This is a genomic window from Paenibacillus algorifonticola, from assembly GCF_050481745.1.
Classification (GTDB): domain Bacteria; phylum Bacillota; class Bacilli; order Paenibacillales; family Paenibacillaceae; genus Pristimantibacillus; species Pristimantibacillus algorifonticola_A.
The window spans coordinates 69,716-95,182 of sequence record NZ_JBCNGR010000025.1 but is presented as its reverse complement, the minus strand read 5'-3'; the positions used below and the strand labels follow the sequence as shown (position 1 = coordinate 95,182).

The window sequence follows — 25,467 nt, the reverse complement described above, 5'->3', positions numbered from 1 at the left end:
CAAGAAGGAGCAGACCGGTTGCCCGGTCCGCTCTCTTCTCATCCTGCGGGTTGTATTATTCCTGTGGTGCTTTATCGAGCTTCAGCTTGTTTTTGAGCGCATCCAGCTGCTCATCCACTTTAAGCTGTTTTTCGGCTTCTACTGCATTAAATGGTGCAGCCGTACCGCTATAGGAATACGGTGTGCGCAATACATCTGCTTCCGCTTCCATTTGCAAAATTTTCTCTTCCATACGGTTGAAGCCTCTGGAAGCTGTACCTTTATCAATTGTATTTGTAGTCGTCAATTGAGCAATATGCTTTTGCGCTTTCGCGACTTGAGCACGGGATGCCAGCTCATTGCGTTTGTTGCGAAGCTGATAAAACTCGTCTTTCAGCGCATGCAGCTGCTGAGTCAGCTCCTCTGCTTGCGATTTGGATTGAGCATACAGATCCGTGTACTCAATTACTTTTTGATCGAAGAACAATTTCTCTTCCAGCAGTTTGCGAGCAAGCTGCTCCTGGTCATTGCGGATAGCCGCTTCTGCTTTCGACTCACGGTCAGCCGTGCTGCGAACAGCTTCCTCCAAACGCTGCTTCATGCGGCGCTCGTTGGCGATCTGTTTCGCTACTGTAACCTCTGCCATATGAATTTCCGCTTCCATGTCACGCAGGTACTGATTGAGCATCACAACCGGATCCTCCATTTTGTCCAATACCTCATTCACCGATGCTTTCGTCATATCTTTCATTCTTTTGAAGATTCCCATAATTATAACTCTCCCTTCTCGTGTTTGGCTAATTTTGCGCGTAACTCATCAATTTCTTTACGAAGTGCCTTTTTCTCCAAGTCCTCAAACATGCTGTCAAATTGCGACGAGGATGGGTTTGGTGGCGTCTGCCCAGTTTGACCGTTCCATTGCTGCTGTGGCCCTTTCGTGAACGAGCCTTGGAATTGCGAACCGAAGTTTTGGTTTCCGCCAGCACCGCCGCTGCCATAACCGTAGCCATTGCCTTGCGATCCTTGGCCGCCATTGCCGTAACCGTTGCCGAATCCATTTCCGAACCCGCCATTGTTGTAATAAGGCGGCTCTTTCGGAACGACCAGACCAGCCAGTAAGTAGATAAAAATAACGATTCCGCTCGAGAATATGGTCACTACGATGAGTAAAATTCTGAGCAGTGTTGCATCTATATTGTAGGCTTCGGCAATCCCGCCGCATAAGCCGAATAGTTTGCTGTCTCGTGACGAACGGTATAGTTTCTTCAAATCAATCAGCCCTCCTTCTGCAGCTTCCTTTTGAGCTGCTCCAACTCTTGCTCGATTGCCGATTGAATCGAATGGCCTGCTTCAGTAGCGAACTCTCTGCCCATCCGGCGCAAATCATGCAGGCTCTTCGCTTCCAGCTCCATATTGCTGATGCTGTCTTCAAGCCTTCTGAACATGCTGCCCGGCTGTGCGCCTTGCTCGCCAATTCCGCTAAACCGTGCATTCATTCGCTGCTGCAACCTTAGCGATTCCATTCTTGCTGCATAATATTCACGTCTATCATAAACCGATTGGTATTCACTGCGCATTTCACGAAGCTGTTCTTCAAGGCCGAGCGTATTCAACCTGCTTTGCTCGTACAAATCGCGGTATTGCGCTGCGCGCTCCTCGCTGCTTGCCTTCTCGTGAAGCGCCAGCCTTGCCAGCTGCTCCTCGCCTGCCTTCAAGGCAGTCATCGCTTGCTGCTCACGCTTTTCCTTCTGCTGCTCAGCTTGCAGCCATTGGATCTTCAAATGGTTGGTGTGCCCTGTATATTGCTCATACAAGCGTTCCGCCTGCAAAATATCTTCCCTTGTTGACCAGAGAAACTGGTCAATCAGCTTAACGGGGTCCTCTGCTTTTTCCAATCGTTCATTTAGTGTGGCGACCGTGATGTCGCGAACTCTACGCATAATGCTCATTGGCTTCCCTCCTTAATCTCCATCTATATTTGATTAGTAACCGCGATAGCTGCTTTTTCTCAGAAGCGAAACGCCGTAAACGACGAGCCCAACGGCCAAGACCAGCAGGATCAAGCCTGAAAATTTTGAGAAAACACCGAGTGCACCGATCGTTATGAGAATGCCGCCGATCCATTTCTTATTGTTGCTCCAGCCAAGAACGCCTAGGCCGATCAGTATGAAAGGGAACAGGAAGCCGATTAATCCACCAAGATGTACGCCGAGAAATTTCAGAACGATGAAGCTTCCTACTATCGCCAGGATAACACCAAGTAGTTTTTGATTTGCCATTTGTTTGTCACCGCCTTCCGTGTTATGAATTGTGAAATGCCGCAAACCCAATCGTTTGTTTCGCTTGCTTCGTTTGTTGCTGTGTTGCTTATGTACTTATTGTAGGTTGTTTTGCATGTTTCTAAAATGGACCTGCGGCTGTTTTTGCACTAGACCTTGGTCGGGGAGGCATGCCGTACCGCAGTCTTAGTGCGATTTTTTATGTGAAAACAAGCGGGCAGCCCCCTCTACCTGAGGAGGCTGCCCGCTCGCTTGAATTACGTTGTCTACCGGTATTTTTTTATAATACAGGAAAGGATATTCGTAACGCTATCCTTTCACTATATTTCTCGGACTGAAACGCGCCGCGCCGCCAGAGGACGACTTTCGGCCGTTTCATCTTTATTTGCTAGCTAAAAACTTGTCAAACTGGCTTTGCTTTTCAGCAATGATTTTCTCGATGCCTGCGGATTTCAGCTTCGCTGTATATTCCGGCAGTACTTTATCCACATCGACCGAGCCTGTTTCGAGTGCCGTCAAATACTGTTTGTCGACGTTGACAACTGCGCCGATTTCCGCTTTCAGAGACTCTCCGTCGAAGACGAAGCCCAGGCCAGGAGAAACTTTGGCATTTTGGTTAAACTCTTTGAATTTTTCCCACTTGTTCGGGTCCTCTGTTTCCCATACATAGTTCAGGAACTGGCTGCCGAACATCCAAGCTGCGCCTGGGTTGTAGTTTTTCGTATTATCAGTGGACTTGATTACTTCATCGCTAACCTTCGTATAGTGGTCATTCTCGATACCGAAGTTAAGCAGATTGTTGACATATTTGTCCGAGTGAAGCAGATTGATGAACATCATAGCGCGAGCAGGATCTTCCGAAGTGGAAGAAATACCTAGCATCGAGCCCGCTGTTTCCGAAGTCGCAATCGTCTTCGTGTTCAGCTCCAACTGAGCAAGCTTGCCAGTCATTCCCGTCTGGTTCTCAAGCTCTTTATCTTTGCCTGGCTTCAGTGACGAAGTCATCGAGAATACATTGCCTGCTTTCATGGCATCGTAGTTCATCGTTTGGTTCGTTGCTGCGTCGCTGTTAATGTAGCCTTTTTTGAAAAAGTCGCGAGTCAGCTTGAGCGTATCTACATAACGCGCTACATCATAGTTCGCTTTTACCGTCGTACCATCTTCATCTTTCAAAATAATGCCCGGGATCGACGTATCGCCCAGCGCGTCATAATTGCCGAAATAATGCGAGTTGAACGTCTCGCCGTCTTTCAAATAAAGCGGAGTCAATTCCGGATGCTTCTCTTTTACAACTTTGTATACGTTGTCAAGATCAGCGATCGTTTTTACAGCAGTCATATCGATGCCTAGCTCATCGGCAATGTCTTTGCGGTAAATGATGCCACCTTGCGCCGCAAGCTCTTTATTCGTTGGAACACCGTAGTTTTTACCGTTGATTTTCGCGCCTTCCAAAAATACAGGATCAAGCGTTTTCAAAATGTCTTGGCCATTTTCCTTGAGCAGATCGCCCAAATCGAGGAATGCGCCTTTTGCAACGTTAACGGCATGCTTATTCCATTGTGCGGTGAAAATAATATCAACCTTTTGACGCGAAGCGATCATGAGATTGATTTTATCATCCCACGGACCCCAATCGATGGGCATTAAATCAATGGAAGCATTGATTTTATCCTTCAAATATTCATTCAGCTTCGCTTCTACTTTCGCTTCATCTGCTTGTGGTGCTCCTGTGTACACGAGTTTAATCGTATACGGCTCCAAAGCCGCAGCTCCATTGTCTGCCGGTGTTGCCGCCTCGGATGCTGCCGGGCTTGCCGCTGCTTCCCCTGCATTGCTTGGTGAAGCATTTCCATTCGTCGCACCACTGTTGCCGGAACAAGCATTCAGCAATAAAGCAAAAGTGAGCATCGTGGTGGTAACGCCAAGCACTCCCTTATTTGTTCTAATCATATCCTCTTTGACCTCCCCAAAAAAATGATAAATCTATGCTTGCACCGGCACTCGTCCGGTTACAGCCTTTAGCAGGCAGAGCCTGCCGTCAGCCTTTTACAGCGCCGACGGTCAAACCCTTTACAAAATACTTCTGGAAGAACGGATAAGCGAATACGATCGGTCCAATACCCATAATCGCCATAGCCATACGCACCGTTTCATTCGGGAACGAAACCTGGCCCCCCGCCGCGGCAATAGCCGATGCCGCGTTGCTGTTGCTCGCCAGAAACTGGATGTTGAGCAGCATTTTGTACATGAGATATTGGATGCTCAGCGTCTTATCATCGGTTATGAAGACGAGGCTTAAGAACCAATCGTTCCAGTAGTTGACGGTGCTGAAAAGCGCAACGGTTGCCAGCACAGGCAATGAAAGCGGCGTGACGATACGGAAGAAAATCAGCATCTCGCTCGCTCCGTCGATTTTGGCCGCTTCGAGAATCGCTACTGGAATCGTCGACTGGAAAAACGTGCGAATGACGAGCACGAAAAACGCAGAGACGAGCAGCGGCAGCACAAGTGCCCAAATGTTATCCCTCAGATTCAGCATATTCACGTAAACGAGATACCAAGGTACCAGCCCGCCGTTGAACAGCATGGTGAAGAAAATGAAGAAGGTGAAAAACTTGCGATGCGGAAAGTCCGTCCGCGAAATCGGATACGCATACAGCGCCATAATAATGAGGCTGAGAATGGTACCGGCAATCGTTACGAAGATCGTAACGCCGTAAGAGCGCAAAATTTGCTGCCAATCGGTAAACAGAAACTTATAGGCGGTAAAATCGATTTGATTCGGAATAAAGCTGTAGCCTTTCGTCAGCACATCCTGCTCATTCGATAGCGATACCATAACGATCAATAGAATAGGCAGCAGACAAGCGATCGTATACAGCATGAATCCAATGTTGATAATCGTGTTTGCTGTAGGCGAAATCGCGTTGAACGGGTTTGAGCCCGATTTGCTCATTTCAGTTTGCATAAGGTTTGTTTCCTCCTATTTTTATCCATGCTCTAGAACAATGCGCTGTCCTTGTCGACCCTTCGAACGAACCAGTTCGACAGGAATACGAGTATGAAGCCGACCAACGATTGGTACAGCCCGGCTGCTGACGATAAGCCAATATCGCCCATTGCAATAAAGGTGCGGTAAACGTACGTGTCAATGACGTTCGTTACCGGGAACAAAGGACCCGACTCGCGCGGCACTTGGAAGAACAAACCGAAATCCGCATAAAATACCCGGCCAATTTGCAGCAGCGTCAGTACGATAATCGTTGGCATAAGCAGAGGAATCGTCACACTTTTGATTTGCTGCCATTTGCTGGCGCCGTCTATCGTTGCCGCTTCGTAATATTCGTCGTCGATGCCGATAATAGCCGCCAAATAAAGCACGGTGTAGTAGCCGACATTTTTCCACGTATTAATAATCGGCAGCAGGAACGGCCATATTTTCGTCTCGAAATACCACTGCAGCGGCTCTAGTCCGAGCCATTTCATAATGGAGGTATTGACGAAGCCATGCGTATCATGCAGGAATCCGTAGACCAAATAACTGACTACGACCATCGATAAAAAATAAGCGAGGAAAATGACCGCTTGATGAAACTTTGCCATCAGTTTGTTTTTCATCTCATTGAGCATAATCGCAAATGCGACCGGCACAATCATATTCAGAATAATGAACGAAATGTTGTAAAGCAGCGTGTTTCTCGTAATAATCCAGGCGTCTGATGTTTTAAACAAATACTTGAAATTGTCGAACCAGACCCAAGGACTATTAATGATCCCATCGGTATAATTGACGTTTTTGAATGCGATGACGGTTCCTAGCATCGGAATATAGTTGTTGAAAATCAAAAACAATACTCCGGGAGCCATCATGACGTAGAAGATCCAATATCTTCTCATGTTAGTAGCGAGCGTCATATTTTCATCCTTTCTCCATCCCTCTCTATGTTTAAATTGTAATGAAAAACGGAGCCTCTCATCTATCGGCTCCGTGACTGTATTAACGCTATAATGACTTATTTTAGAAGCGTGGTGAAAAAGCGAAGCGGAATGAAAAGGTTGAGCTGGAGAAGCGGCAGCGTTCGTTTTTACCCTTGAATTTCATCAAACTATGGCTCATTCATAGAAATTCAAGGGTAATGGCGATCGTAAGCCAAGCTTTTCATGCAGTGGAGCCTTTTATCACCACGCTTCTAAATATGCTGAACCTTTTTGCGGTATTCCTGCGGGGTTAGACCCGTCTCTTTCTTAAACAGCTTGGAAAAATGGGAAAAGTTCGAATAGCCGATCATGACCGCAATATCGCTGATTTTCGTATTCGTCTTCTCCAGCTCTTCCCGGGCGCGGGCGATGCGCATTCTGACGAGATAATCTGTCAGTGAATGCCCCGTTTCCCGTCGAAACAACCGGGACAAATACGCCGGATTCAAGTAAACGGCTTCCGCCGCATGCTCGCGGCTGAACTGCTCATCCAAGTGCTCCTCCATATAACGCTGCACCTTGGCTACGACCTGCGATACGTCCTTGCCCGCCGTTCCGGCATAGTCCGTTAGCTGCATGCATACTTGATGCGTCCAGCTGCGCATGCGCGGCAGCGACTTCATCACTTGCTCGCCCGCCTCCCATTCGCGCTTTGCGAATACGTCGGTTATGGCGACCCCCTGCTTGCTTAGCCACTGGAATACCATATTCATAAAGCCGAAATAAAACGAAGCCAGCTGCGTATAATCGCCGTTGCTTTGCTGTAAATGATCAAAATGCTCATCAATCCGCAGCAGCAGCTCCGCCCGCTTGCCCGGCGCAAGCAGCATCGCCCAATCGGTGAAGGGCAGCGGCTGCGAAGCTATCGCTGCACTCGCCGCCTGGCCGCTCTGGCTGCTTTCGTGTATAACGGCACAGGCCGCATTCACATTGCTGCGCTCCAGATCAAGCAGCCGCTGTACGCTGCCGCGAAGCTGCTGTGCCACCGTCACGGCGCCGATATAGCAAGACAGCTGGCAATGCAGTAAGCCCCGTGCCTGCTGAATGAAATGGTTGCAGCGAGCGGCAATCGCCCGCTCGTCTTCCTCATTACTATAGAAGAGAGCGTACAAAATACCGTTTCCGTCATGCACAATATGTCCGGGCTTGCCGCCTAGAACAAGCTCAGCCGCTGCATTTTTCACCCCATAGGTCATAATTTCCTCATCGCGCGCCGACCATTCCTCCCGCCAATGCTCAATACTGATCAGCACCGCTCGGATTTCGCTATCCGCGCGCAGCGGTATGCCGTACGTTTCCATCGAAGAATCCAAGTGCACGGGGGCAGCGGAAACCCGGTAATGCAGCATATCCTGCCAAAAACGCTCAATAAGCGCAGGCCGCTGCTTGTTCCACTGCTCATAATAATGGCTGTAGGTGCTGCGGATTTCTTCAAGCTCCTCCAGCTCCACAACCTTCTCAATCGCGTTATGAATGCAGGTCTTCAGCACCTCATGATCGACCGGCTTCAGCAAATAATCGAAGCAATCGAGCTGCACCGCTTGCTGCGCGTATTTGAAATCGGCATGGCCTGTCAAAAACACGGTGACGGAGGACGGAGAATGCTCATTGACCCACTCCAATAGCTGAATGCCGTTCAAATCAGGCATATCAATATCCGACAGCACAATATGCACCTTCTCCTGCAGCAGCACTTCCTTCGCTTCCTCCGCATCGCAGGCGGTAAACAGCTGGCCTATCGGCACATCCGACCAATTAATGCCCTGCACAATGCCGCGAACGGCAATATCCTCATCATCTACAACTAGCAAATTATACATTCGCAATTAGCTCCTCTTCCCCCACCGGGAATCGAATGGTAACGGCAGCGCCGCCTTCTTCTATATTTTTGAACGTAATAGCTGCCCGTTCCCCATAAATTAATTGCAGCCGATGGATGACATTCATAATGCCGAGCCTGCTCGTCTCCCCTTCGATTAGTGGAATTTTGCGCTGCAGCTTGTCCAGCACCGGGTCCGAAAAGCCCGTTCCGTTATCGGAAATCGTCAAATCAAAGCCGCCATCCCTTTGCGTCTCCACCCCAATATGAATGAGGAATGGCTTGCGGCGGTTTTTGAACCCGTGAATAATGGCATTTTCCACAAAAGGCTGCACCGTCAGCGCCGCGACCTTGTAGTTTCTCACAAATTCCGGCACGTTATATGTAAATTGCAGCTTGTCCGGGAAGCGCATTTTCTGAATCGTAATGTAATTGTCGATATGCTCCAGCTCCTCGCTGAGCAAAATCATGTCGCGGTTCGAACGCATAATAAAGCGGAAATAATCGGCGAGATGCAGGGACATTTTTTTCACCGATTCCGTATCGCCAAGAGCCGCTAAATTATAAACAATGTTCAGGCTGTTCATATAAAAATGCGGGTTGATTTGCGCTTGAAGCTGTCGCAGCTCCCCCTGCTTGACGCGCAGCTGCTCCTCGTAAACGTCGATTTTGAGCGTCGTAATTTGCTCGGCCATTTTGTTGAAGGTGTTGCCGAGAAAAGCGAACTCCAGCGATTGCCCTGACTGCTTCGCCGCAAGGCGGACATCGAGCTGGCCGATGGCGATTTTTTTCATTCCGAGCATGAGCTCGCGCAGCGGCTTAAACAGCATATTGCGCATAAACAGCAAATAAATGCCCAGCAGCAGCAGAAAACCAAACGGCGCAAGCAAGGCTGCATTTTGGAAAAAAATGAGGCTTTTCAGCAGCGTCTGCTCTGGAACCAGCACCCTATAGGAGATATTCGCCAAGCTGCTGTTGCGGTTCAACACCAAATACGACTCATTCGTATCTGGATCGACGACTGAACCCGGCGACTCCGCCCCAGGAGCCAGCTGCCCATTCAGAAGCCGCGGCGCTTGCTCCGTCAGTGCCTGGGCGGACTGATCGCCTTCAAGCAAATAAATGCCGTTGTTGCCGATGTCGCCATCGCTCCATTGAATCGCCAGCAGCCGCTCCAAATCCATCACCCGAATGATGCCGCCAACGTAAAGCCCATCTCTGACCTCAATAAAGTTAATGAGAAAATAATGCCCGGGAATACGTTCGTCGTATTTGACCTCCCACGTTTCGGGATCATTGAGCAGCGCTTGTCCTCCCTTCGTCATCTGCACCATATTTTGCTTAATGATTTGCCGCGCATCCTCATACACCGCATTGTCTGTGCCAAATATGATGTCATGCTCGTGATAGACAAAAATGCTGTCCAGCAGGCTGTACACGCCAACATCCCGGTTCAGCTTTGAATCGATCTGCACCTTGGTGAGCATATACCAATCGCTGTCCATCGGAAACGAGGTGAGGAGGCCAACATCGGAATCCAGCACCGACATCTGGTACAAATATTCATTGATCTCTTCCAAGTTATGATCCATCTGCCCGCCAAAAATATCGAGCGTATTGCGATACGTCTCCGAAACCTTCTCCCGAACAATTGTTTTCGCATACATATTATTGATGAGCATGTATACGACAATGGGGAGCATTACGCCCATAAAGCCGATGATCAGCTTCGTTTTAATCGATTGCCCAAACCTCATAGGCTGAAATCCTCCCAAATTAATCTACTAATTACTCCTATATTACCATTGAAAGGCTTTTCTTTGAATCATAATCTATGAGTTTAGCAGCGGTCATTCTTCCTTCGAAGTGCTGTCAAGCGGACGGTTATCATACGTTTTTGCCGTTCAGGAAAAATGTCGCAATTTAATCCCATGAAAGTTTGTCGAACGCTGTAGAAATATAGCTTTTTAAGTGTTATCGTTGAGTTAACCTGGGACTTTATAAAAAAAGTTTCGCAAATGAAAAGGGGGACACCTTATGTTTCTCAAGGATGCTCAATCCAAGCCCATGACAGCCTTGCTAGAAGAAGCCAAAAAACGCTCCGAGCTATTTTCACAGCATGATTTTTCTCCATTTGCCCTGCCTGCTATCCATTCAGACGCAACGAAAGCCATTGTAGAGCATTTTAATGCCGCCCTTCAGATGGTGACCCAGCAGGCCGCAGATGCGGAGCTTCGTTTACAGCTTGTAACGGAGGCTATCCAAGTTGGACTATGGGATATGCAGGTCATTGCCGGAGATCCGGTTAATCCGAAAAACACGTTTATTTGGAGCGATGCATTGCGCAAAATGCTAGGCTATCAGAATGAGGCTGATTTTCCGAATATACTGGACAGCTGGTCATCCAAGCTGCACAAAGATGATCATGACTGGGTACTCGCTGCCTTTGCCGACCATTTGAACGATCGAACCGGGACAGTTCCTTACGATTTGGAATACCGCTTGCTGCTGAAAAATGGTCAATATCGCTGGTTCCGTGCAACGGGCACGACGGTAAGAGACTCGAAGGGTGTTCCGCTCCGCGTAGCTGGCGCTTTATTCGATATCCATGACAAGAAAATGAAGGATCAGGAAACAGCGGCTCTCGTTACGCGCTACGATCTGATTAACCGCGCCCTAGTTGAAGCCCCATGGGATATGACGGTTGTAGCTGGCGACGTGGTCAATCCAAATAATGAATTTTGGTGGTCGCCCCAATTCCGCAAAACGCTCGGCTTTCAAGACGAGAGTGATTTCCCTAACGTATTCAGCAGTTGGAGCAGCAGGCTGCATCCTGACGATGCCGAACGGACGGTGAAAGGGTTTGCGGATCATATGAACGATTACAGCGGTAAAACGCCGTATGATCTGGACTACCGCTTAAAGCTGAAAAATGGCGAATATCGCTGGTTTCATGCAGGCGGCGAAACGATCCGGGACTCCAAAGGCGTTCCGCTTCGCGTTGCCGGCACGATTCGGGATATTACATATGAGAAAAATAAAGATGATGTCGTCAAGCTGTTGAATGAGAAAACCGAGCAGCTTTCGCAATCGATTATGGATATGGTCAAAGGCATTAACAATGTAACGACCCAGGCGCAGGAGCTCGCCGTTGCCCAAGAGCAATCGACCGAAGCTGCCAATCATGCTAAAAATAGTGCCGATGAGACGAAAAACATTTCTAATTTTATTAAAGAAATCGCCAATCAGACGAATCTATTGGGCCTTAATGCTGCGATTGAGGCAGCGCGTGCCGGCGAGCTCGGCCAAGGCTTCTCCGTCGTCGCCAATGAAGTGCGCAAGCTGGCCGTTCACAGCGCCGATGCAACGGTCAATATCGAAAACAGCTTGAACACGATGAAGGATTATATCGAGGAAATTCTCCAGCACATTCATAATATGGCTAGCTTAACACAGACGCAGGCTGCCCTGACTGAGCAGGTCAACGCCTCGATGGATGAAATTAACGACATGTCGCAGTCGCTGGTTGATATTGCTAGGACGTTGTAGGTGCTGAGTCCTTAACGAAGAAAAAGACGATCGCCTCTCCTTTTTTAGAAGGGGCAATCGTCTTTCTTCTTAACTAAATTCTCATACAGTAATATCCTTGATCTATCAGTTTTAATATATACTTTAAGGTCACTGTAAAGCATGAATTAATTCCTCCAAATGAATACCATCCGTCAAAAATGCTTTTCGCAGCAATTTTGGAGGAATAAACTCTTCGTACTTCCCTAACCTTGGAGCTTCATCCTCAGCCATTAAAGCTTCATGAATTAACGGTTTCCGGATTGTGCTTAATATTTTCTGCTTCAGTTCAGCTGCATCTATCTTTGAAGTGATTCGCAAAAAATAAGGGCTTCTTTCCTTAATGGAACGAGGTTCTATATCACTATAAAGCTCAAATCTCAATACTCTTATCAATGTATCGAAAGCTTGGCTTCCCACCCATGGAATTATATAAAATTGTTCTCCTCCTGCTGCTACCACTAAATCCTCCAGCAAACCATTATTTGCAGCAAAATGTCGAGCCTGTTCCAGTCTTTTCGCTGCATTTGGCTTAAGGTATACATACGCCTCACTACCTGTTAAGATTTCTCGTATTTTCTTCATCACATGAGTGTCCACGTGACCCTGAGTACCATTCCAAATCGTATTTTTTCTACCTTTTGCTTGAACGACATAGATATGTTTGCGTTTATCGTCCACTCCTGTTACTTCCCATATTTTACCTGCTAATGTAAAGCAATTTTCGACAGGTGGGGCATGATCAAGCGAACCAATCTGCTGTGAACCATTAAAAACAAAAAATTCTTCATTGCCTTCAAATACCGAATAAAAACGAAAATGATTCACAATTTTCTCTCCAGTAAGACCTATAATCAATGTCCCTGTCTCAGTTATCTCCAAATGATCCGTTTTAATCAGATGACGCAAAAACAGCCGATAAGCATCAGGTTGGATATCTTTGAAAGCTGGAAGTGATAGTACAGCACTTGCGAGTACAGCAGGTTTTGCTTCACCCATACCTTTTAATAAACTCATACTCTGATGGTACAACAGACCTAGCGGCATACCACGGGTCTTAAAAGATTCTACCCATTTTTCCCTGATATAGAGTTCTATAATCGCTATTGCTCTAAGCATTTCCCAAGGCAATTGTTCAGGAAGCAATGCCCCTTCATATTCTTTTTCCGAACAAAAGAAAATCATTTCTGATGAGGCATCCTTTTTACGTCCAGATCTTCCTAAGCGCTGTACAAAGCTCGAACATGAATACGGAGCCCCCAGTTGAACAACACGTTCCAGTTCACCGAGATCGATGCCAAGTTCTAGAGTTAGTGTAGCCGCAGCTACAACTGGACCTTGGACTTCACGTAACGCTGCCTCCGCTTCTTCACGAAGCTGCGTAGAAATATTTCCGTGATGAACGTAGAATATATCAGCCTCCTGTCGCTCTTGAGCCAGACGGCGCATTTCCATAATCGTGTGTTCCGTATCTTGACGACTATTTGCAAATATTAACGCTTTATGGCGATAAGTAGCATTATAAATCTCCTTGTAATAAGCTTCTTGTGCCTTCAAAAAGCTCTCTTCATCCTCCTCAATTTCTACACTAGGGAACATAAAATGGTCTACTGCAAGTCTTAACTTACGCCCTGTCTGCGGAGCTACTATTTGAACGGAAGCGGCAGTTCCTAAAGCAAGCCAATTAGCAGCATAATCATAGTCCCTTAAAGTTGCAGATAAACCGATACGTCTAGGTTCAGTTTTACTCAATCGGGCTAATCTGACTAATTGACACTGTAATTGAATACCACGGTCTGTTCCCATAAAAGCATGAATCTCGTCAATAATAATAAACCGTAAATCTCCAAATAACGGTAAAATTAATTCTGGCCGATTCATTAACATGGCTTCTAGCGATTCCGGTGTAATTTGTAAAATGCCAGATGGCTTTTTAAGTAACCGTTGTTTAGCTGACTGAGAAGCATCTCCATGCCAAGCCCATACAGGTATAGAAGCTTCCTGTAACAGTTCTTCCAATCGATGAAACTGATCGTTAATCAAGGCCTTTAATGGGCTAATATAAAGTATGCCAACCGTTCCCGATGGATTATGATCTAGCATTGTAATTGTAGGAAAAAAAGCAGCTTCTGTTTTTCCAGAAGCTGTACCAGAGGCTATTAACAGATGCTTATTTGTATCTAAAATAATATGGCAGGCATCAGCTTGTGCTTCGCGCAGCACATCCCATTTCTTTTTATAAATAAATTCTTGGATGAAGGGGGCAAGTCTGTAAAAAGGATTGCTGCTCATAATTCAAATTCCGCCAAAAAGTCTTGAACATCGTCAGGATCGTGACTGGCAGATTTGACCGACCGATTTCGAATCAATTCCCCAAAATTCATATCTGGATTTTGCGCCAACGTGTGCAGCAAATCCATAAAATCCCTTACAACTTCACGAGTCGTCAGTAGCGAATCGGCACCTAATTTACTTGCAGCCTGTTCCATAAACTGAATAATCTCCACATCCGAAAGATGCTCTTCATACTGATAGTGCATAGCATGAATGGATTTTAATTTTTGAAGCAGATGCAAAATCTCTTCATAAGATAGCATTTCCAAGCGAATGGTTGGTCCCGCATAATTCATCATGCTGCCTTCTTTGCCAAAGCGTCCTTCTATCAGACGAGAGCGTAAAGCTTCATAGCTAAAAAGCCCGCGCCGTTCATCTTCTACAAATTGAGGCGTTCCCCCAATAAAAATACCCAGATGCTTAGCCTTTCCCTGCATCGTATCATTAAATATCATCAACAGCTTTTCATAATTGCTTTGCCGAGATACGCTGTTTGAAATTTTATATAAATTAACACCCTCATCTATAAACAACAACAACCCTTTATATCCAATTTGTGATACAAATTCGGACCATAACTTCATATAATCATACCAATTATCATCATCAACTATGACACCAACGTTGAGAGCTCTTCTAGCCTCAGTACGAGTGGGGAATTCTCCTCGAAACCATCGGAGAGCTGCTTGTTTTTGTTCATCATTTCCTGCTTTGTAACTATTCCAATAAATTGTAAGTACAGCAGCAAAATCAAAACCATTGACCATTGTCTCCATTCCGCTAGCTACAAGAAAGATTCGTTGCTCGACTTCTAAATTCAATGCGGGGTCGCCAGGTCTGAGTCCCATATCCTTCATGACCGTTTGTTGGATACCATTTATCCATTTTTGCAAAATGACTTCCAATGCGCCTCCATCTGGCCTCGTTTTAGTGGAAAGGTGAGACATAAGCTCCCGATAAGTGGCTAGGCCCTGACCTTTCGTACCAACGAGCCTTTTTTCAGGAGATAAATCAGCATCTGCTACAATGAAATCGCGATCCATTGAAAAGTTGCGAATTACTTGCAATAGAAAGCTTTTCCCGCTTCCATATCTTCCGGTAATCAGTTTAAAGGCCGCTCCTCCTTCAGCTATATTCTCCATATCACGTAGCAGCGCTTCGATTTCATATTTTCTTCCTACTGCAATATGCTCAAGACCAATACGTGGTACAACCCCTGCTGTAAGAGAGTTAATTAATGCTGTCGTCATACGCTTCGGAATTTTAATCATGCTCATATTGGTTACTCACCTCTTCAATTGTTTTATGATCGGTAAATATTCAGCTACAATCTCATCATCACAAATAATTAAATCACCTATCGTATCCATTGCTGCATCATTAATTTCATCCAGTAGCAGTTCGACCATTGTACCAGCCTTTTCTGCAATACGCTGTACCTCCAGCATGCTATCACCTCGAATCAAAGCATCAAGCACCTCCAAATGTATAGCCTCCAGTCGTTCAGCTAATAATTGCTCGTCTTCGCCCATTTCCGCTGAAATGTTAACTTCAACTTTGCGGGATTCCTCGTTCTCTTCCTCAAGTTCTCCATCCTGTGCAATTGCTTCAACAAGCTCTATTCTGTTCTCTTTTTCATCCGTCTTAGTTGCCGCTGTCTGCATGTTTGCAAGTGCGAAACCTTGCACCTGCTCTGCTTCCTCTGTCGTTAGCATTTGGCGTACTAATTCAGAATCTTGTATGAGTTGAGCAAGCTTTTCTGCATCAATTTTCACAATAATCTCGTCTTGCAACTTAACAGCTTTTCCCCCAAGCTCCCGCTCCAAATAACTTTGGATAAGTTTTATGACATCTATAGGCAATTCAATGTTGCGCAATTTATTCTTATAGCCCTTCTGCTGCCGCAATACGTTTTCAGTTTCTCTCATTAGCTGAGTTATAAACTCTCGTAGCGGCTCATGACTGCTAATATAAGGCATACTTACGACGATACTCGATCCAAAAGTAGAACTATCATAAATAGCGCCTTGAAAAACAGGCTTTTCCTGCTCTACGGGCTCACCCGAATTATATTTATCAAACAATGTAGTTTTATATTTTTTCTTATAAAAAGCATCAACTAACGTTATGATTTTAGGCATATAATCTTGGATGAGCATATCCTCACCCGAATTATAAAAGCTACTCTGTTTTACATTATAATTTGATAAACTACTAATAAACTCAAACGGGAGAATAAGAGGTTCTTCTTTAAATAGTCTGAAAAGTTCTCTATCCAGCCATTTGCCTGATACAAATGGAGCTACGGCATACAGTTCGGACTCCAGTTGCTGCTCCAGTTTATGAATAGTTACAAAATCTGCGATCCAATCTATTAAATAATAAGAAATCTTAGGAAATTCCTTCTCATAGGCATACATTACGTTTATTAACTGATTATATCCTTGAAACGCCTCTTCCCAGCCAATACCATTTATTAACTCATAAACGTATAGAAAAATATAGGAAGCATCAGTATTCGGATAACGTTGCTGACGAACTTCCTCCCTCCAGTAAAAATACCATTTCCGCTGTCCAGTAGTCAGACTTTCATAAGTAGGATAATATGTCATAAAAGGAACAAATTCGGCTGACTTTTCTTTGAATTTTTCTAGCTTCTTCGCTTGCTTTACAAACTTCGTAGGGGAAGACTGATGTGAGTCTGTACTATGAATAACTTGTGGTACCTGCTCGCTCGCAAATACTTGAACAGGAACCTGTTTAGGAATGGGAATCTCATCTTCCTTCCCTGTCCATTCTATTTCTGCAAATCCTTCATACTCTGTTTTTAAGTCAACGATATCTCTATCTTCTGATTCCGGTTGAAGAAAGGTATAGTTTTGAATAACAGAATTATCAACATGAATTAATGCCAGCTGTGCTGCTCTAGTTTCACTTTGTGTCATATACCCTTTATCAGAGAAAATAGATATTCTTATTCTCGTTCTTAATTCATCTAAATGGCGAAAAACCAAAGTAGAATTCGATTTGGTCATGTCATCCGGCTCCAGCATGATTAATAAATCAATAGCTATTGCCTGCATATCCTGATATTGTGCTAGAACTTTTGGCGTCAGAAAAATAATGCCTGACCATTTCTCTGGTAAAGTGGGATCCTCTTGGCTCCCATTCAACCATACAGCTCGATAATTATGCCAATGAAGTTTAATAGACTCCAACAGATTACTTTTCCCAATTACCATTATCCGACATAACGGTGCACTTTCGGTCATTTGCTCCAAAAAAGCAATGATTTCGTGCATGAAGCGAATAGCTCCTCCAAAAACACCTCCGCTTAGCCCCCATTTCGTTAAAAACAATAGGTGTTCTAGTACTGAAACCTCCTTGCTTTTATGCGTGGCTAGTTCTTTAATAATCAGTCTCTTTCTGGAACCCTGTAATTGCGTTGTGTGCTGCATAATTATTTCTTCTGGAGTCAGTTTATAGAGTGGATCTATCAAAGTTCCATCTATCATTCTTCCCTTGGGAGCAATACCAAGTGTTTTAATCTGCTTTGCAGCAACCCAGCCATTTTCTAATCGTAAAACTATTTCATCTGACTCCAATAACTGAGATAATTCTAATGCGGAAATCAATGTTTCTTCAAATTGCACAACAGGCACACCATAAACTTCTCCAATTCCATCCCTGTTTACAGGATAACCTTCTAGAACAAGCTCAGGACGATCATAAATTATTTCAGTCACATTTAAGTCTCTTAACTTTTTGTCAAAATAAAACTTTATTTTGCGAGGATTACTGCGACCACTCAGCTCTTGCAGTCCATTTCGTATTGATAGCCAGTCTTCCAACGCCAAGAATAACAGACTGCTAGTTGAAGTTTTGACATACTCCGGCAAGTCATTTCGGGGCAGTTCGTCTATCGCTTTCCGGATGCTAACTGGTTGGTCATTACAGCTGGCTTTTAATATTAGAATTTGATTTGGATTAAACTCCAACCTTAGCTCATACATATCTTTATTGAAAAATAGCGATAAAAGTGACATTCAGCATCCCTCAAATTTGATTTAAAGTAACTTAGAATTTATCCTTCCAGAGAACTATTTGCTATAGTCATATTTTAGCAAAATATCCCGAATTAATCACTCTTATAAATGATTCTCAAATAACAAAAACGCCAAGGAATATATTCCTCAGCGGACATCATATTTATAAGCTTTCTTTTATATATGCACCACAGCTCTAAAAGGCTGGTACGCCATCGTGCCGATTAAAGCTTTCACGCTGTCATGCTCCCAGAAGCCGAAATCATTATTGACATAAAGAGCGTTATTTTTCCGATAAAAAATTTCTGAATCACTGAATGTCAGGAGGGCATCCGAGCCAGCCATATCAAGTAGGCTGAACACCATTTGGAGCATCAATTCGCAAGCCTCCGGCTCTGTATCGTACGAATTGTACAGCTTAAAGCTCACATGCTGCTGGTACATAAATTCGTCTTCTAAATAGTCGGAATCCCATCCAAATGACATATCGAGCGTATCGATAACCGTCATCGAAAACCCGATTCTTTCATTAAACTCATCCACCCGAAAACCACCCGCTAGCGGAACCAGCTGCTCGGCCACAAAGCCCAGTTGCTTAAAAACCTTTGTCACCATCGACTGTGTCAACGACCGCTCCTCAAACATTAAGGAATATTGCAGTGCCATAAATTCCCCTCCGCTTTATTGATATCAGCATCCTACATGCATCATAGCAAATAGCTCTGAACGGATTCTGACCGGATACTGACCGGAGCGCTAATCGGAAAAATTTTCTTTTTTGACATATGCCAATTGTTGACGCCCCCCTTATTCTCCTTTACTATAGAAAATAGCGAGTTGATAATGATTTTCATTATAATTGGAGGCTAGTTCAAATGTCTGAATCCTTGGAATTATTTGATGTAACGATTATTGGTGGAGGCCCTGCGGGCATGTACACTGCTTTCTATAGCGGAATGCGCGATTTGAAAACCAAGCTGATTGAAGCTCAAAATGAGCTTGGCGGCTTTCTGCACACGTACCCGGAGAAAATGATTTGGGACGTCGGCGGCATTCCACCGATGCGCTGTGACAAGCTGATTGCCTGGCTGGAGCAGCAGGCGCGCACGTTTGACCCTACTCTCGTGTTCAATCAGAAAATCGTTGGCGTCGTAAAGCAAGAGGATGGCAACTTCCTGCTTACCTCGACTACTGGCGAGCAGCATCTGTCACGTACAGTCATTGTGACCGTAGGCCGCGGCATTACGCAAATTCAGAAGCTTGATATTCAGGGCGCTGACCGCTACGAGGTGACGAATCTGCATTACACCATTCAAGAGCTGATCTCCTTCCGTGGAAAAAGAGTGCTGATCTCCGGCGGCGGCAATTCCGCAGTCGATTGGGCGAATGAGCTTACGGGCATTGGGGCAGAGGTTATCGTCATTCACCGCCGCGACCAATTCAAAGCGATGGAGAAGCATGTCGCGGATATGATGGCAACCGCTGATGTACGCACGCCTTATTTCGTCAGCCAGCTGAACGGGCAAGGGGAGACGATTCACAGCGTTACCATTACCCATGCCGAGACGGGCGAATCCGAGGTGCTTGATGTTGATGCGGTAGTCGTCAACCATGGCTATACGAGCGACTATGGTCCAATTGCAGAATGGGGCATTGAGCTGGGCGAATGGGCAATCAACGTCAGCAACCGTCTGGCGACGAATGTACCGGGCATTTTCGCGGCTGGCGACTGCGTCCATTATGACAGCAAGGTTAGGCTGATTGCCGGAACGTTTACCGATGCCGTGCTTGCCCTGAACAGCGCCAAGCTGTACATGGAGCCGGAAGCGGATCATTACGCCTACGTTTCCTCCCATAATGTACGCTTCAAGGAACGCAATAAACAGCTGCATATCGCCTCTCTTAAATCATAAGGCTGTCTCTTCCATAAACGGAATGCTTATTGCGAGCTATGCCCCTGTCCAGGTTCATCCCCGGATAGGGGCTTTTGCGTATAGACGTCTGCCTTCGGCTTATTAAATGATTAGGAGAGCCACTCTAGAAACTCAAGGCGGTTACCAAATGGATCGTTTAAATAGAAGCGTTTGACCCCTTCATCTGCCCTGGCCTCATCGTAGATTACCTGGATATGATGCTGAAGCAAATGCTCGCGCAATTCATCCAGACTCTGTATGTGAAAGGCAGGATGAGCTTTCGTTGCCGGAACAAAATCCCGCTGTACCCCAATGTGTACTTGATGGGTGCCGCATTCAAACCAGACTCCGCCGCGTTTTTGTAAAGCTTCCGGCTTTGGAATTTCCGTCCACCCCAATATGCCATTAAAAAAGCTCCTTGCCTCTGTTTCGCAGCCTTCTGGGGCTGCAAGCTGAACATGATCAATACCATAAAAATGATAAGCCATATATTCCGCCTCCTGTTTCACTTGATGAAACTGAGTTTCAAGTTACACTTCCATTTTATAGTTATTTCCAATGGAAATCTAGTTCTTTTTGTCTCTATAAACGAAGTCTATTTGCGTAAAATTGGTACAACACGTATTTTACCTTTTACACCAATCCGGGATGGAGGGCAGGAATGGTCTCCCACTGCTTTGAATTGGGTTAAAGAATATTCGTTGCAATTCCCAATACGATTATGACTTAGAGAATATGCGGCTTATACGTTAGCATTTATACGTTCCTTTTGAAAAAGGCGCTTTCCACCTCACTCAGCAGTAGGGCGTATACGATCTACGTCAGGAATACGAATAATAAAAAGTAGAAACCGATCATTAACGTATTTTGGGCAAATGAAATAATATTCACTTTGTAAAAACTGTTGGAAATGTTCCAGCACCACCAAACACAAAAAGAATTAGCATCAAATACAGAATACAATCTTGCCGCAGAAGCGACCAGAGATCGGATTGTCTCATACCAAGTATCCATCTCCCCCATTACACTAAAATGCTCGTTTGCATCGTAACGCGAAGCCTCCTTCTGAATTACTGTTATGCTTACCTATCTGTTAGCAAGCTTATCTTAAAATATCATGGAGTATCCATAAGCATAGTTTATTAAATTAGAACTGGTTCTTTCTTTCAAACGTTTTGGATTATTCGATTACTATTGTAGGGGTAATTTCAAGTAGAAAATAAGGATTTTTCATTATATGGGCACTAAATATAAAGAGAGCCGCTTCTCAGCGACTCTCTAGTTTTGCCTTAATTAATAGGCGAATAGTTCTGGTTATTCAACATTTGATTTACAATGAAAGTGAGATTTTCTTTACAATAAAATCATCGCCCCTTTAATTTACTACATCGCTAACCGTATCATTATCTGCCATGATTTTCACATTATAAGGTCAGCAATTGAACGGCCCATCTGTAACTCTAATTTATTACTTTATAATCATCCAACCTTTTGTAGACCAGTCTGACCACAAGATACTATCTTTAACTCTTACAGATACTTGTAATTTACGAAAAGTTGGTAAAGCTACATTAACAGTCCAGTTACTAGAATTCATTGTGTTATTTTGATTAATGGTTCCTGAATCAACAAGTATTTCGCCTGATTCATCGAGAACACGCACCTGAAAAGCAGAAAATTTCGTTAAAGGTGCATCGGTTTGATACCAACCAATACTTGGGGAATTGATATTAAATTCAGTAGGAATAGCTTGCGTCCCTATTGGACTGGTTAAACGCACCTCTGGCGCTGCATTCTCTTTCACCTGCACCGGTGTCGTTCGGTTTGTCACACTTCCATCGCCCAACTGACCGTTTTCGTTCGCTCCCCACGACCAGATACTTCCATCTTCTTTTTGCGCTAAGCTGTGAACTGTTCCTACTGCCAATGCTGTTACCTTGGTTAAGCTTACTACTTGCCCTGGCGTACTTCGGGTAATCGTTGTTCCGTCTCCTAGTTGGTTGCTTCCATTATATCCCCAACTCCAAACCGTTCCATCACTCTTCAATGCAGCACTGCCTATCTCGCCAGCAGCTACATCAATAACACCATTTAGACCTGAAACTCCCACTGGAGTTAATTGATTTGTAGTCGTTCCATTTCCCAATTGTCCATGAGCGTTATAACCCCAGGACCAAACAGTTCCGTCACCTTTTAATGCTAAAGAGTGATACCCACCTGCTGAAACTGCTACGATTCCATCTAGTTGGGGTAATAAGGATGGAGCTAATTTTCCCTGATTTGTCCCATCTCCCAATTGACCATTAGTGTTGGCCCCCCAAGTCCATACTCTTCCATCACGTTTTAAAGCCAACGTATGGTGTTGACCTGAAGACATCTCGATAATTTCATTAAAATTTTGCAAAAATGCAGCTGTTAAAACAGGCTCAATAGTTCCATCACCTAACTGCCCAGAACTATTAGCCCCCCACCTCCAAATTGTCCCATCGTCTGTTTCTTTCAAAACAAAACTTTGGTTACCACCAGCAGAAAGCATTAAATTTTTAGTATCTACAGCTATTTTTTCACTTAATTCAGAATAGTTCCCAGCAGCGTCTTTTGCTCTAATTGCAAAATTATAACTTGTACTAACTGATAAATTCTCAACAGTGTACTTATTATCTGAAGTCACTAGCGTTGCATTAATGTTCGCTGAATCTTCAAAATTTTCTGTGAAATTCGTTTTTGCGCATGAAAAAATCCTTTACAATAGATCGGAGAGGTAGACCTGTCCATAAATCCATTGAAAAGGATATCAGCATGGACAATCATACGCGATTATCTTCATTTGGTAAATGGCTTGCGCCAATCTGTACGAAAATGTTCACAACTGCCGTAGCGGAATGCCAGCAGGATAAATACACGAAAAAGCTGACCACCACCGCCTATCTTAAGTTATTTCTGCTTGCGCAGTTGCAAAACCGTGAAGGTCTGCGTCACATCGCCGACGATGTGCTGGGCGAGGACTTACAGCGTGAGCTCGGCCTGACTTCGATCTCGGCTTCGCAGCTCAGCCGCAAGCACAAGCAAGTCGATCCCGAGCTATTGCGACACGTATTCGAGCGGCTGGCGGGGCAGGTGCTTTCCCGTCAAGGCACAGTGGCTCACCGTCACAAGATCAAAATCATCGACTCGACTACCGTGACGTTGTGTCTGCAGAAATTCAAGTGGGCCGAGTTCCGCAAAACGAAAGCGGGCATCAAAATCCATATGCGACTCTGCTTTCTCGGCGAGCAGGAAGGGGTCCCGGAGAAGGCAACGGTGACGGTGGCTAAGAAAAATGACCGAACCCAGATGAACGAACTCGTCCATGAGCCGGGCGTCACGTATGTCTTTGATCGCGGGTACATCGACTATTCCGCCTTTGACCGCTACTGTTTAGACGGCATCTTTTTCGTGACACGTCTGAAAAACAATACGCATATCGAGCCGCTGGAGGAACGCCATGTCCCCGAAGGCAGCCAGGTTTCGGCTGATTGGCGCGTCCGAATCGGCTCGCAGCAGAAGAAAATGAAGCATGCTCTGCGGATGGTACAAACACAAGATTCGGAGGGCAATCTGCTCTTTCTAGTAACCAACCGCTTCGACCTGAGCTGTGATGAAATCAGTGAGATGTACCGCAATCGTTGGGCGATCGAGACGTTCTTCAAGTGGATAAAGCAGCATTTGCAGATCAAGCATCTTTATGACACGAGCGAACAGGCCGTAACGAACCAGGTCTGGATCGCCCTGATTGCCTTTTGCTTGCTTACGCTGGTGAAGCTGGAAACGAAGGTCAAACACAGCTTGTTGCAGCTCACGCGCTGGTTAACGAACCTCCTATGGCAGCCGTGTGGCCAGTGGATCAGACAGCTCAAGAAAAAGCCCAGTCGGACGTCAAAAGGACGACAACAAAAACGGACCGGAGCTTAATGGGTGTAGGCAATTATTTCGACTAATTGTCAACATAATTACATAAATAAACCAAATGGAAAGGCTACCTTTAAAGGCCATCTGACCTTTTTCATTTCAACCACAAAATACGTTTTCTGAATATTCACTCTTCGAAATGACTGAGGATTTATGCAACGCTAGTGAGTTTCGTTAAAATTAAAAATTATATCAATTTAAATAACCACATTAAAACCCATTTATTTTCTCAATTACCGTATTTTCCCTCTTTAAGTATTAAGGTTTTAAAATTGTAGCGAAAATCCCCCTCGCCTTCTTGGATAAAGATTTGGTTCAGCACATTGTTTAATTCGTACTCCAAATACCATTCACCCTTATTACCTATAAAATCAATATTTGGGTAAGGTTCGACTATTTGATATTTATTTTTTTCTTGTCGAAAACTAGCCTGCATAATTAATGAATCTCCCCAGTAACCATAGACCGTTATTAGTTTAGGCACTCTAGTTTCTGAGACCAATTCACTAGGTAGCGTGATAAAATTCAAATATAGCTTATTAATGAAATAACTGCTCTCTTTCTCTTTTTCGATTTTTAATTGTTTTGAACTATTAGAAACAATTTGTTTAAATATTTCCGGTTCTATTTTTATATACAAATCTAGTATCTTTTCTTTGTTATTATAATTAACCGATGTATCAAGAGCTAAAGAGTATTTAGAAGAATTCACAAAATAACTTTCTATACTTTTTTCATTTGGAATAGAAGTATAGAGCCGAACTTTTTCATTTAATATAGGTATAATCATAATTATAATAATAGGAATCAAAAATATAAAAGACATAATTCGTTTTACCGATAACCATTTGTAAATCCAGAAGAAAAAACAAAAGAAAAATAACAAGGATACAAAGGGAAAAATCGACCAATAAAACAAAACGACAATGTTATAAACAATTAAAGGTATTTTATAAGAAATAAAGTGAATAACTAACCATAAGAATAAAAGAAAGTACATAATATTCAATGCAATTCTACTTACAATAAACATTTCCGATCTCCCCCATTCTGTTACAAGAAATTATTCATTAATATCTCATCCAAGTTGCCTTTTTAAATTTCATTTTAATGTCTAGATAATTTTCAAAACAAAAAAAGGGATATTTTAAATTTTCACATTGTAATAATTGGTCAACACCCTTAGCCTATTATACATATCGACTCATTGAGCTAAATTGTTAATAGGATTTATTTTATTTCAAATATATATTTATCTATTTTACAATTTTTCTATCGCTAGGTATTGCATGTTTACTTGACAGATTGTCAAGCCAAATACGACACCTTAATCTTAGAAGCTTCATGTGCGGTTTTTCATCCGAGACACTTCCGATGACGTTTCCATGATGAATAAGGATAGGGAAAATATAACTTTATGCCATACAGAGCTGTTTGGCGTTCGTGACTAGTAAACTCTTTACCGTGATCGACGGGAGAGCCGTTACGAATACAGATGGAGAAATTAAACGCACAGCCTTTTTATAAGCCATCTCCATGAAAGAGACTGTACGATCCTTCATTTTAATCGCGTGGTAGCATCTTGTTTTACGCACAGCAAAAGT

19 protein-coding genes are annotated in these 25,467 nt (G+C 44.2%); 3 read left to right on the top strand and 16 right to left on the bottom strand.

Going from position 1 to position 25,467, the window contains the following annotated elements; all coding sequences use genetic code 11:
* Window positions 1-55: 55 nt before the first annotated feature.
* The 9 genes from ABEW34_RS20920 to ABEW34_RS20880 all read right to left on the bottom strand — a co-directional run bounded on the left by ABEW34_RS20920 (window position 56) and on the right by ABEW34_RS20880 (window position 9,812).
* Window positions 56-748 (bottom strand): PspA/IM30 family protein, encoded by a 693-nt coding sequence (locus ABEW34_RS20920; RefSeq protein ID WP_430161275.1) that lies wholly within the window; start codon window positions 746-748, stop codon window positions 56-58.
* A gap of 2 nt (window positions 749-750) precedes the next feature.
* Window positions 751-1,248, bottom strand: coding sequence for a PspC domain-containing protein (locus tag ABEW34_RS20915; protein ID WP_063892659.1), 498 nt, complete (start codon window positions 1,246-1,248; stop codon window positions 751-753).
* Between the two features lie 5 nt (window positions 1,249-1,253).
* The gene (locus ABEW34_RS20910) at window positions 1,254-1,928 is read right to left on the bottom strand and encodes a PspA/IM30 family protein (RefSeq protein WP_046232873.1); all 675 of its coding nucleotides are present in this window, start codon (window positions 1,926-1,928) and stop codon (window positions 1,254-1,256) included.
* Window positions 1,929-1,961: 33 nt separating this feature from the next.
* The gene (locus ABEW34_RS20905) at window positions 1,962-2,258 is read right to left on the bottom strand and encodes a LiaF transmembrane domain-containing protein (RefSeq protein WP_430161274.1); all 297 of its coding nucleotides are present in this window, start codon (window positions 2,256-2,258) and stop codon (window positions 1,962-1,964) included.
* Window positions 2,259-2,639: 381 nt separating this feature from the next.
* Window positions 2,640-4,208: an ABC transporter substrate-binding protein gene (locus ABEW34_RS20900; protein WP_430161273.1), complete on the bottom strand. Its 1,569-nt coding sequence runs from the start codon at window positions 4,206-4,208 to the stop codon at window positions 2,640-2,642.
* Between the two features lie 88 nt (window positions 4,209-4,296).
* Window positions 4,297-5,226: a carbohydrate ABC transporter permease gene (locus ABEW34_RS20895; RefSeq protein WP_046232876.1), complete on the bottom strand. Its 930-nt coding sequence runs from the start codon at window positions 5,224-5,226 to the stop codon at window positions 4,297-4,299.
* Window positions 5,227-5,258: 32 nt separating this feature from the next.
* Window positions 5,259-6,173, bottom strand: a complete 915-nt coding sequence (locus tag ABEW34_RS20890) for an ABC transporter permease (RefSeq protein ID WP_056040979.1) — start codon at window positions 6,171-6,173, stop codon at window positions 5,259-5,261.
* Window positions 6,174-6,448: 275 nt separating this feature from the next.
* Window positions 6,449-8,056 (bottom strand): helix-turn-helix domain-containing protein, encoded by a 1,608-nt coding sequence (locus tag ABEW34_RS20885; RefSeq protein WP_430161272.1) that lies wholly within the window; start codon window positions 8,054-8,056, stop codon window positions 6,449-6,451.
* Complete coding sequence (locus tag ABEW34_RS20880) at window positions 8,049-9,812, bottom strand: sensor histidine kinase (RefSeq protein WP_430161271.1); 1,764 nt, start codon at window positions 9,810-9,812, stop codon at window positions 8,049-8,051. Before ABEW34_RS20880 ends, ABEW34_RS20885 begins: the two co-directional genes overlap by 8 nt.
* A gap of 280 nt (window positions 9,813-10,092) precedes the next feature.
* Between ABEW34_RS20880 and ABEW34_RS20875 the strand changes: the two genes are divergently transcribed.
* A complete protein-coding gene (locus ABEW34_RS20875; RefSeq protein ID WP_430161270.1) occupies window positions 10,093-11,604 on the top strand; it encodes a methyl-accepting chemotaxis protein in 1,512 nt (503 codons plus the stop codon).
* 129 nt (window positions 11,605-11,733) lie between these two features.
* On the opposite strand, the gene ABEW34_RS20870 is transcribed toward ABEW34_RS20875, so the two are convergent.
* From ABEW34_RS20870 to ABEW34_RS20855, 4 genes are all read right to left on the bottom strand, one after another.
* Window positions 11,734-13,914 carry a DEAD/DEAH box helicase gene (locus tag ABEW34_RS20870; protein WP_430161269.1) on the bottom strand — a complete coding sequence of 727 codons (2,181 nt, stop codon included), beginning with the start codon at window positions 13,912-13,914 and terminating at the stop codon, window positions 11,734-11,736.
* A complete protein-coding gene (locus ABEW34_RS20865; RefSeq protein WP_430161268.1) occupies window positions 13,911-15,233 on the bottom strand; it encodes an ATP-binding protein in 1,323 nt (440 codons plus the stop codon). The genes ABEW34_RS20870 and ABEW34_RS20865 overlap by 4 nt, the downstream gene beginning before the upstream one ends.
* Before the next feature lie 9 nt (window positions 15,234-15,242).
* Entirely contained in the window at window positions 15,243-18,002 is a 2,760-nt protein-coding gene (locus ABEW34_RS20860; RefSeq protein WP_430161267.1) for a TerB N-terminal domain-containing protein, read from the bottom strand.
* A gap of 177 nt (window positions 18,003-18,179) precedes the next feature.
* Window positions 18,180-18,668 carry a SitI3 family protein gene (locus ABEW34_RS20855; protein WP_430161266.1) on the bottom strand — a complete coding sequence of 163 codons (489 nt, stop codon included), beginning with the start codon at window positions 18,666-18,668 and terminating at the stop codon, window positions 18,180-18,182.
* Between the two features lie 209 nt (window positions 18,669-18,877).
* Between ABEW34_RS20855 and ABEW34_RS20850 the strand changes: the two genes are divergently transcribed.
* Complete coding sequence (locus tag ABEW34_RS20850) at window positions 18,878-19,915, top strand: NAD(P)/FAD-dependent oxidoreductase (RefSeq protein ID WP_430161265.1); 1,038 nt, start codon at window positions 18,878-18,880, stop codon at window positions 19,913-19,915.
* A 110-nt stretch (window positions 19,916-20,025) separates the two neighbouring features.
* On the opposite strand, the gene ABEW34_RS20845 is transcribed toward ABEW34_RS20850, so the two are convergent.
* Both ABEW34_RS20845 and ABEW34_RS20840 read right to left on the bottom strand, forming a co-directional pair.
* Window positions 20,026-20,403 (bottom strand): VOC family protein, encoded by a 378-nt coding sequence (locus ABEW34_RS20845; protein ID WP_430161264.1) that lies wholly within the window; start codon window positions 20,401-20,403, stop codon window positions 20,026-20,028.
* A gap of 980 nt (window positions 20,404-21,383) precedes the next feature.
* The gene (locus ABEW34_RS20840; RefSeq protein ID WP_430161263.1) at window positions 21,384-22,586 is read right to left on the bottom strand and encodes an RCC1 domain-containing protein; all 1,203 of its coding nucleotides are present in this window, start codon (window positions 22,584-22,586) and stop codon (window positions 21,384-21,386) included.
* A 128-nt stretch (window positions 22,587-22,714) separates the two neighbouring features.
* Here ABEW34_RS20840 and ABEW34_RS20835 point away from each other — a divergent pair, with 128 nt between their 5' ends.
* Complete coding sequence (locus ABEW34_RS20835; protein ID WP_430161262.1) at window positions 22,715-23,866, top strand: IS4 family transposase; 1,152 nt, start codon at window positions 22,715-22,717, stop codon at window positions 23,864-23,866.
* Between the two features lie 226 nt (window positions 23,867-24,092).
* Here the strand turns inward: ABEW34_RS20835 and ABEW34_RS20830 are convergent, their stop codons facing one another.
* Complete coding sequence (locus ABEW34_RS20830) at window positions 24,093-24,896, bottom strand: hypothetical protein (RefSeq protein ID WP_430161261.1); 804 nt, start codon at window positions 24,894-24,896, stop codon at window positions 24,093-24,095.
* Between the last annotated feature and the right edge of the window lie 571 nt (window positions 24,897-25,467).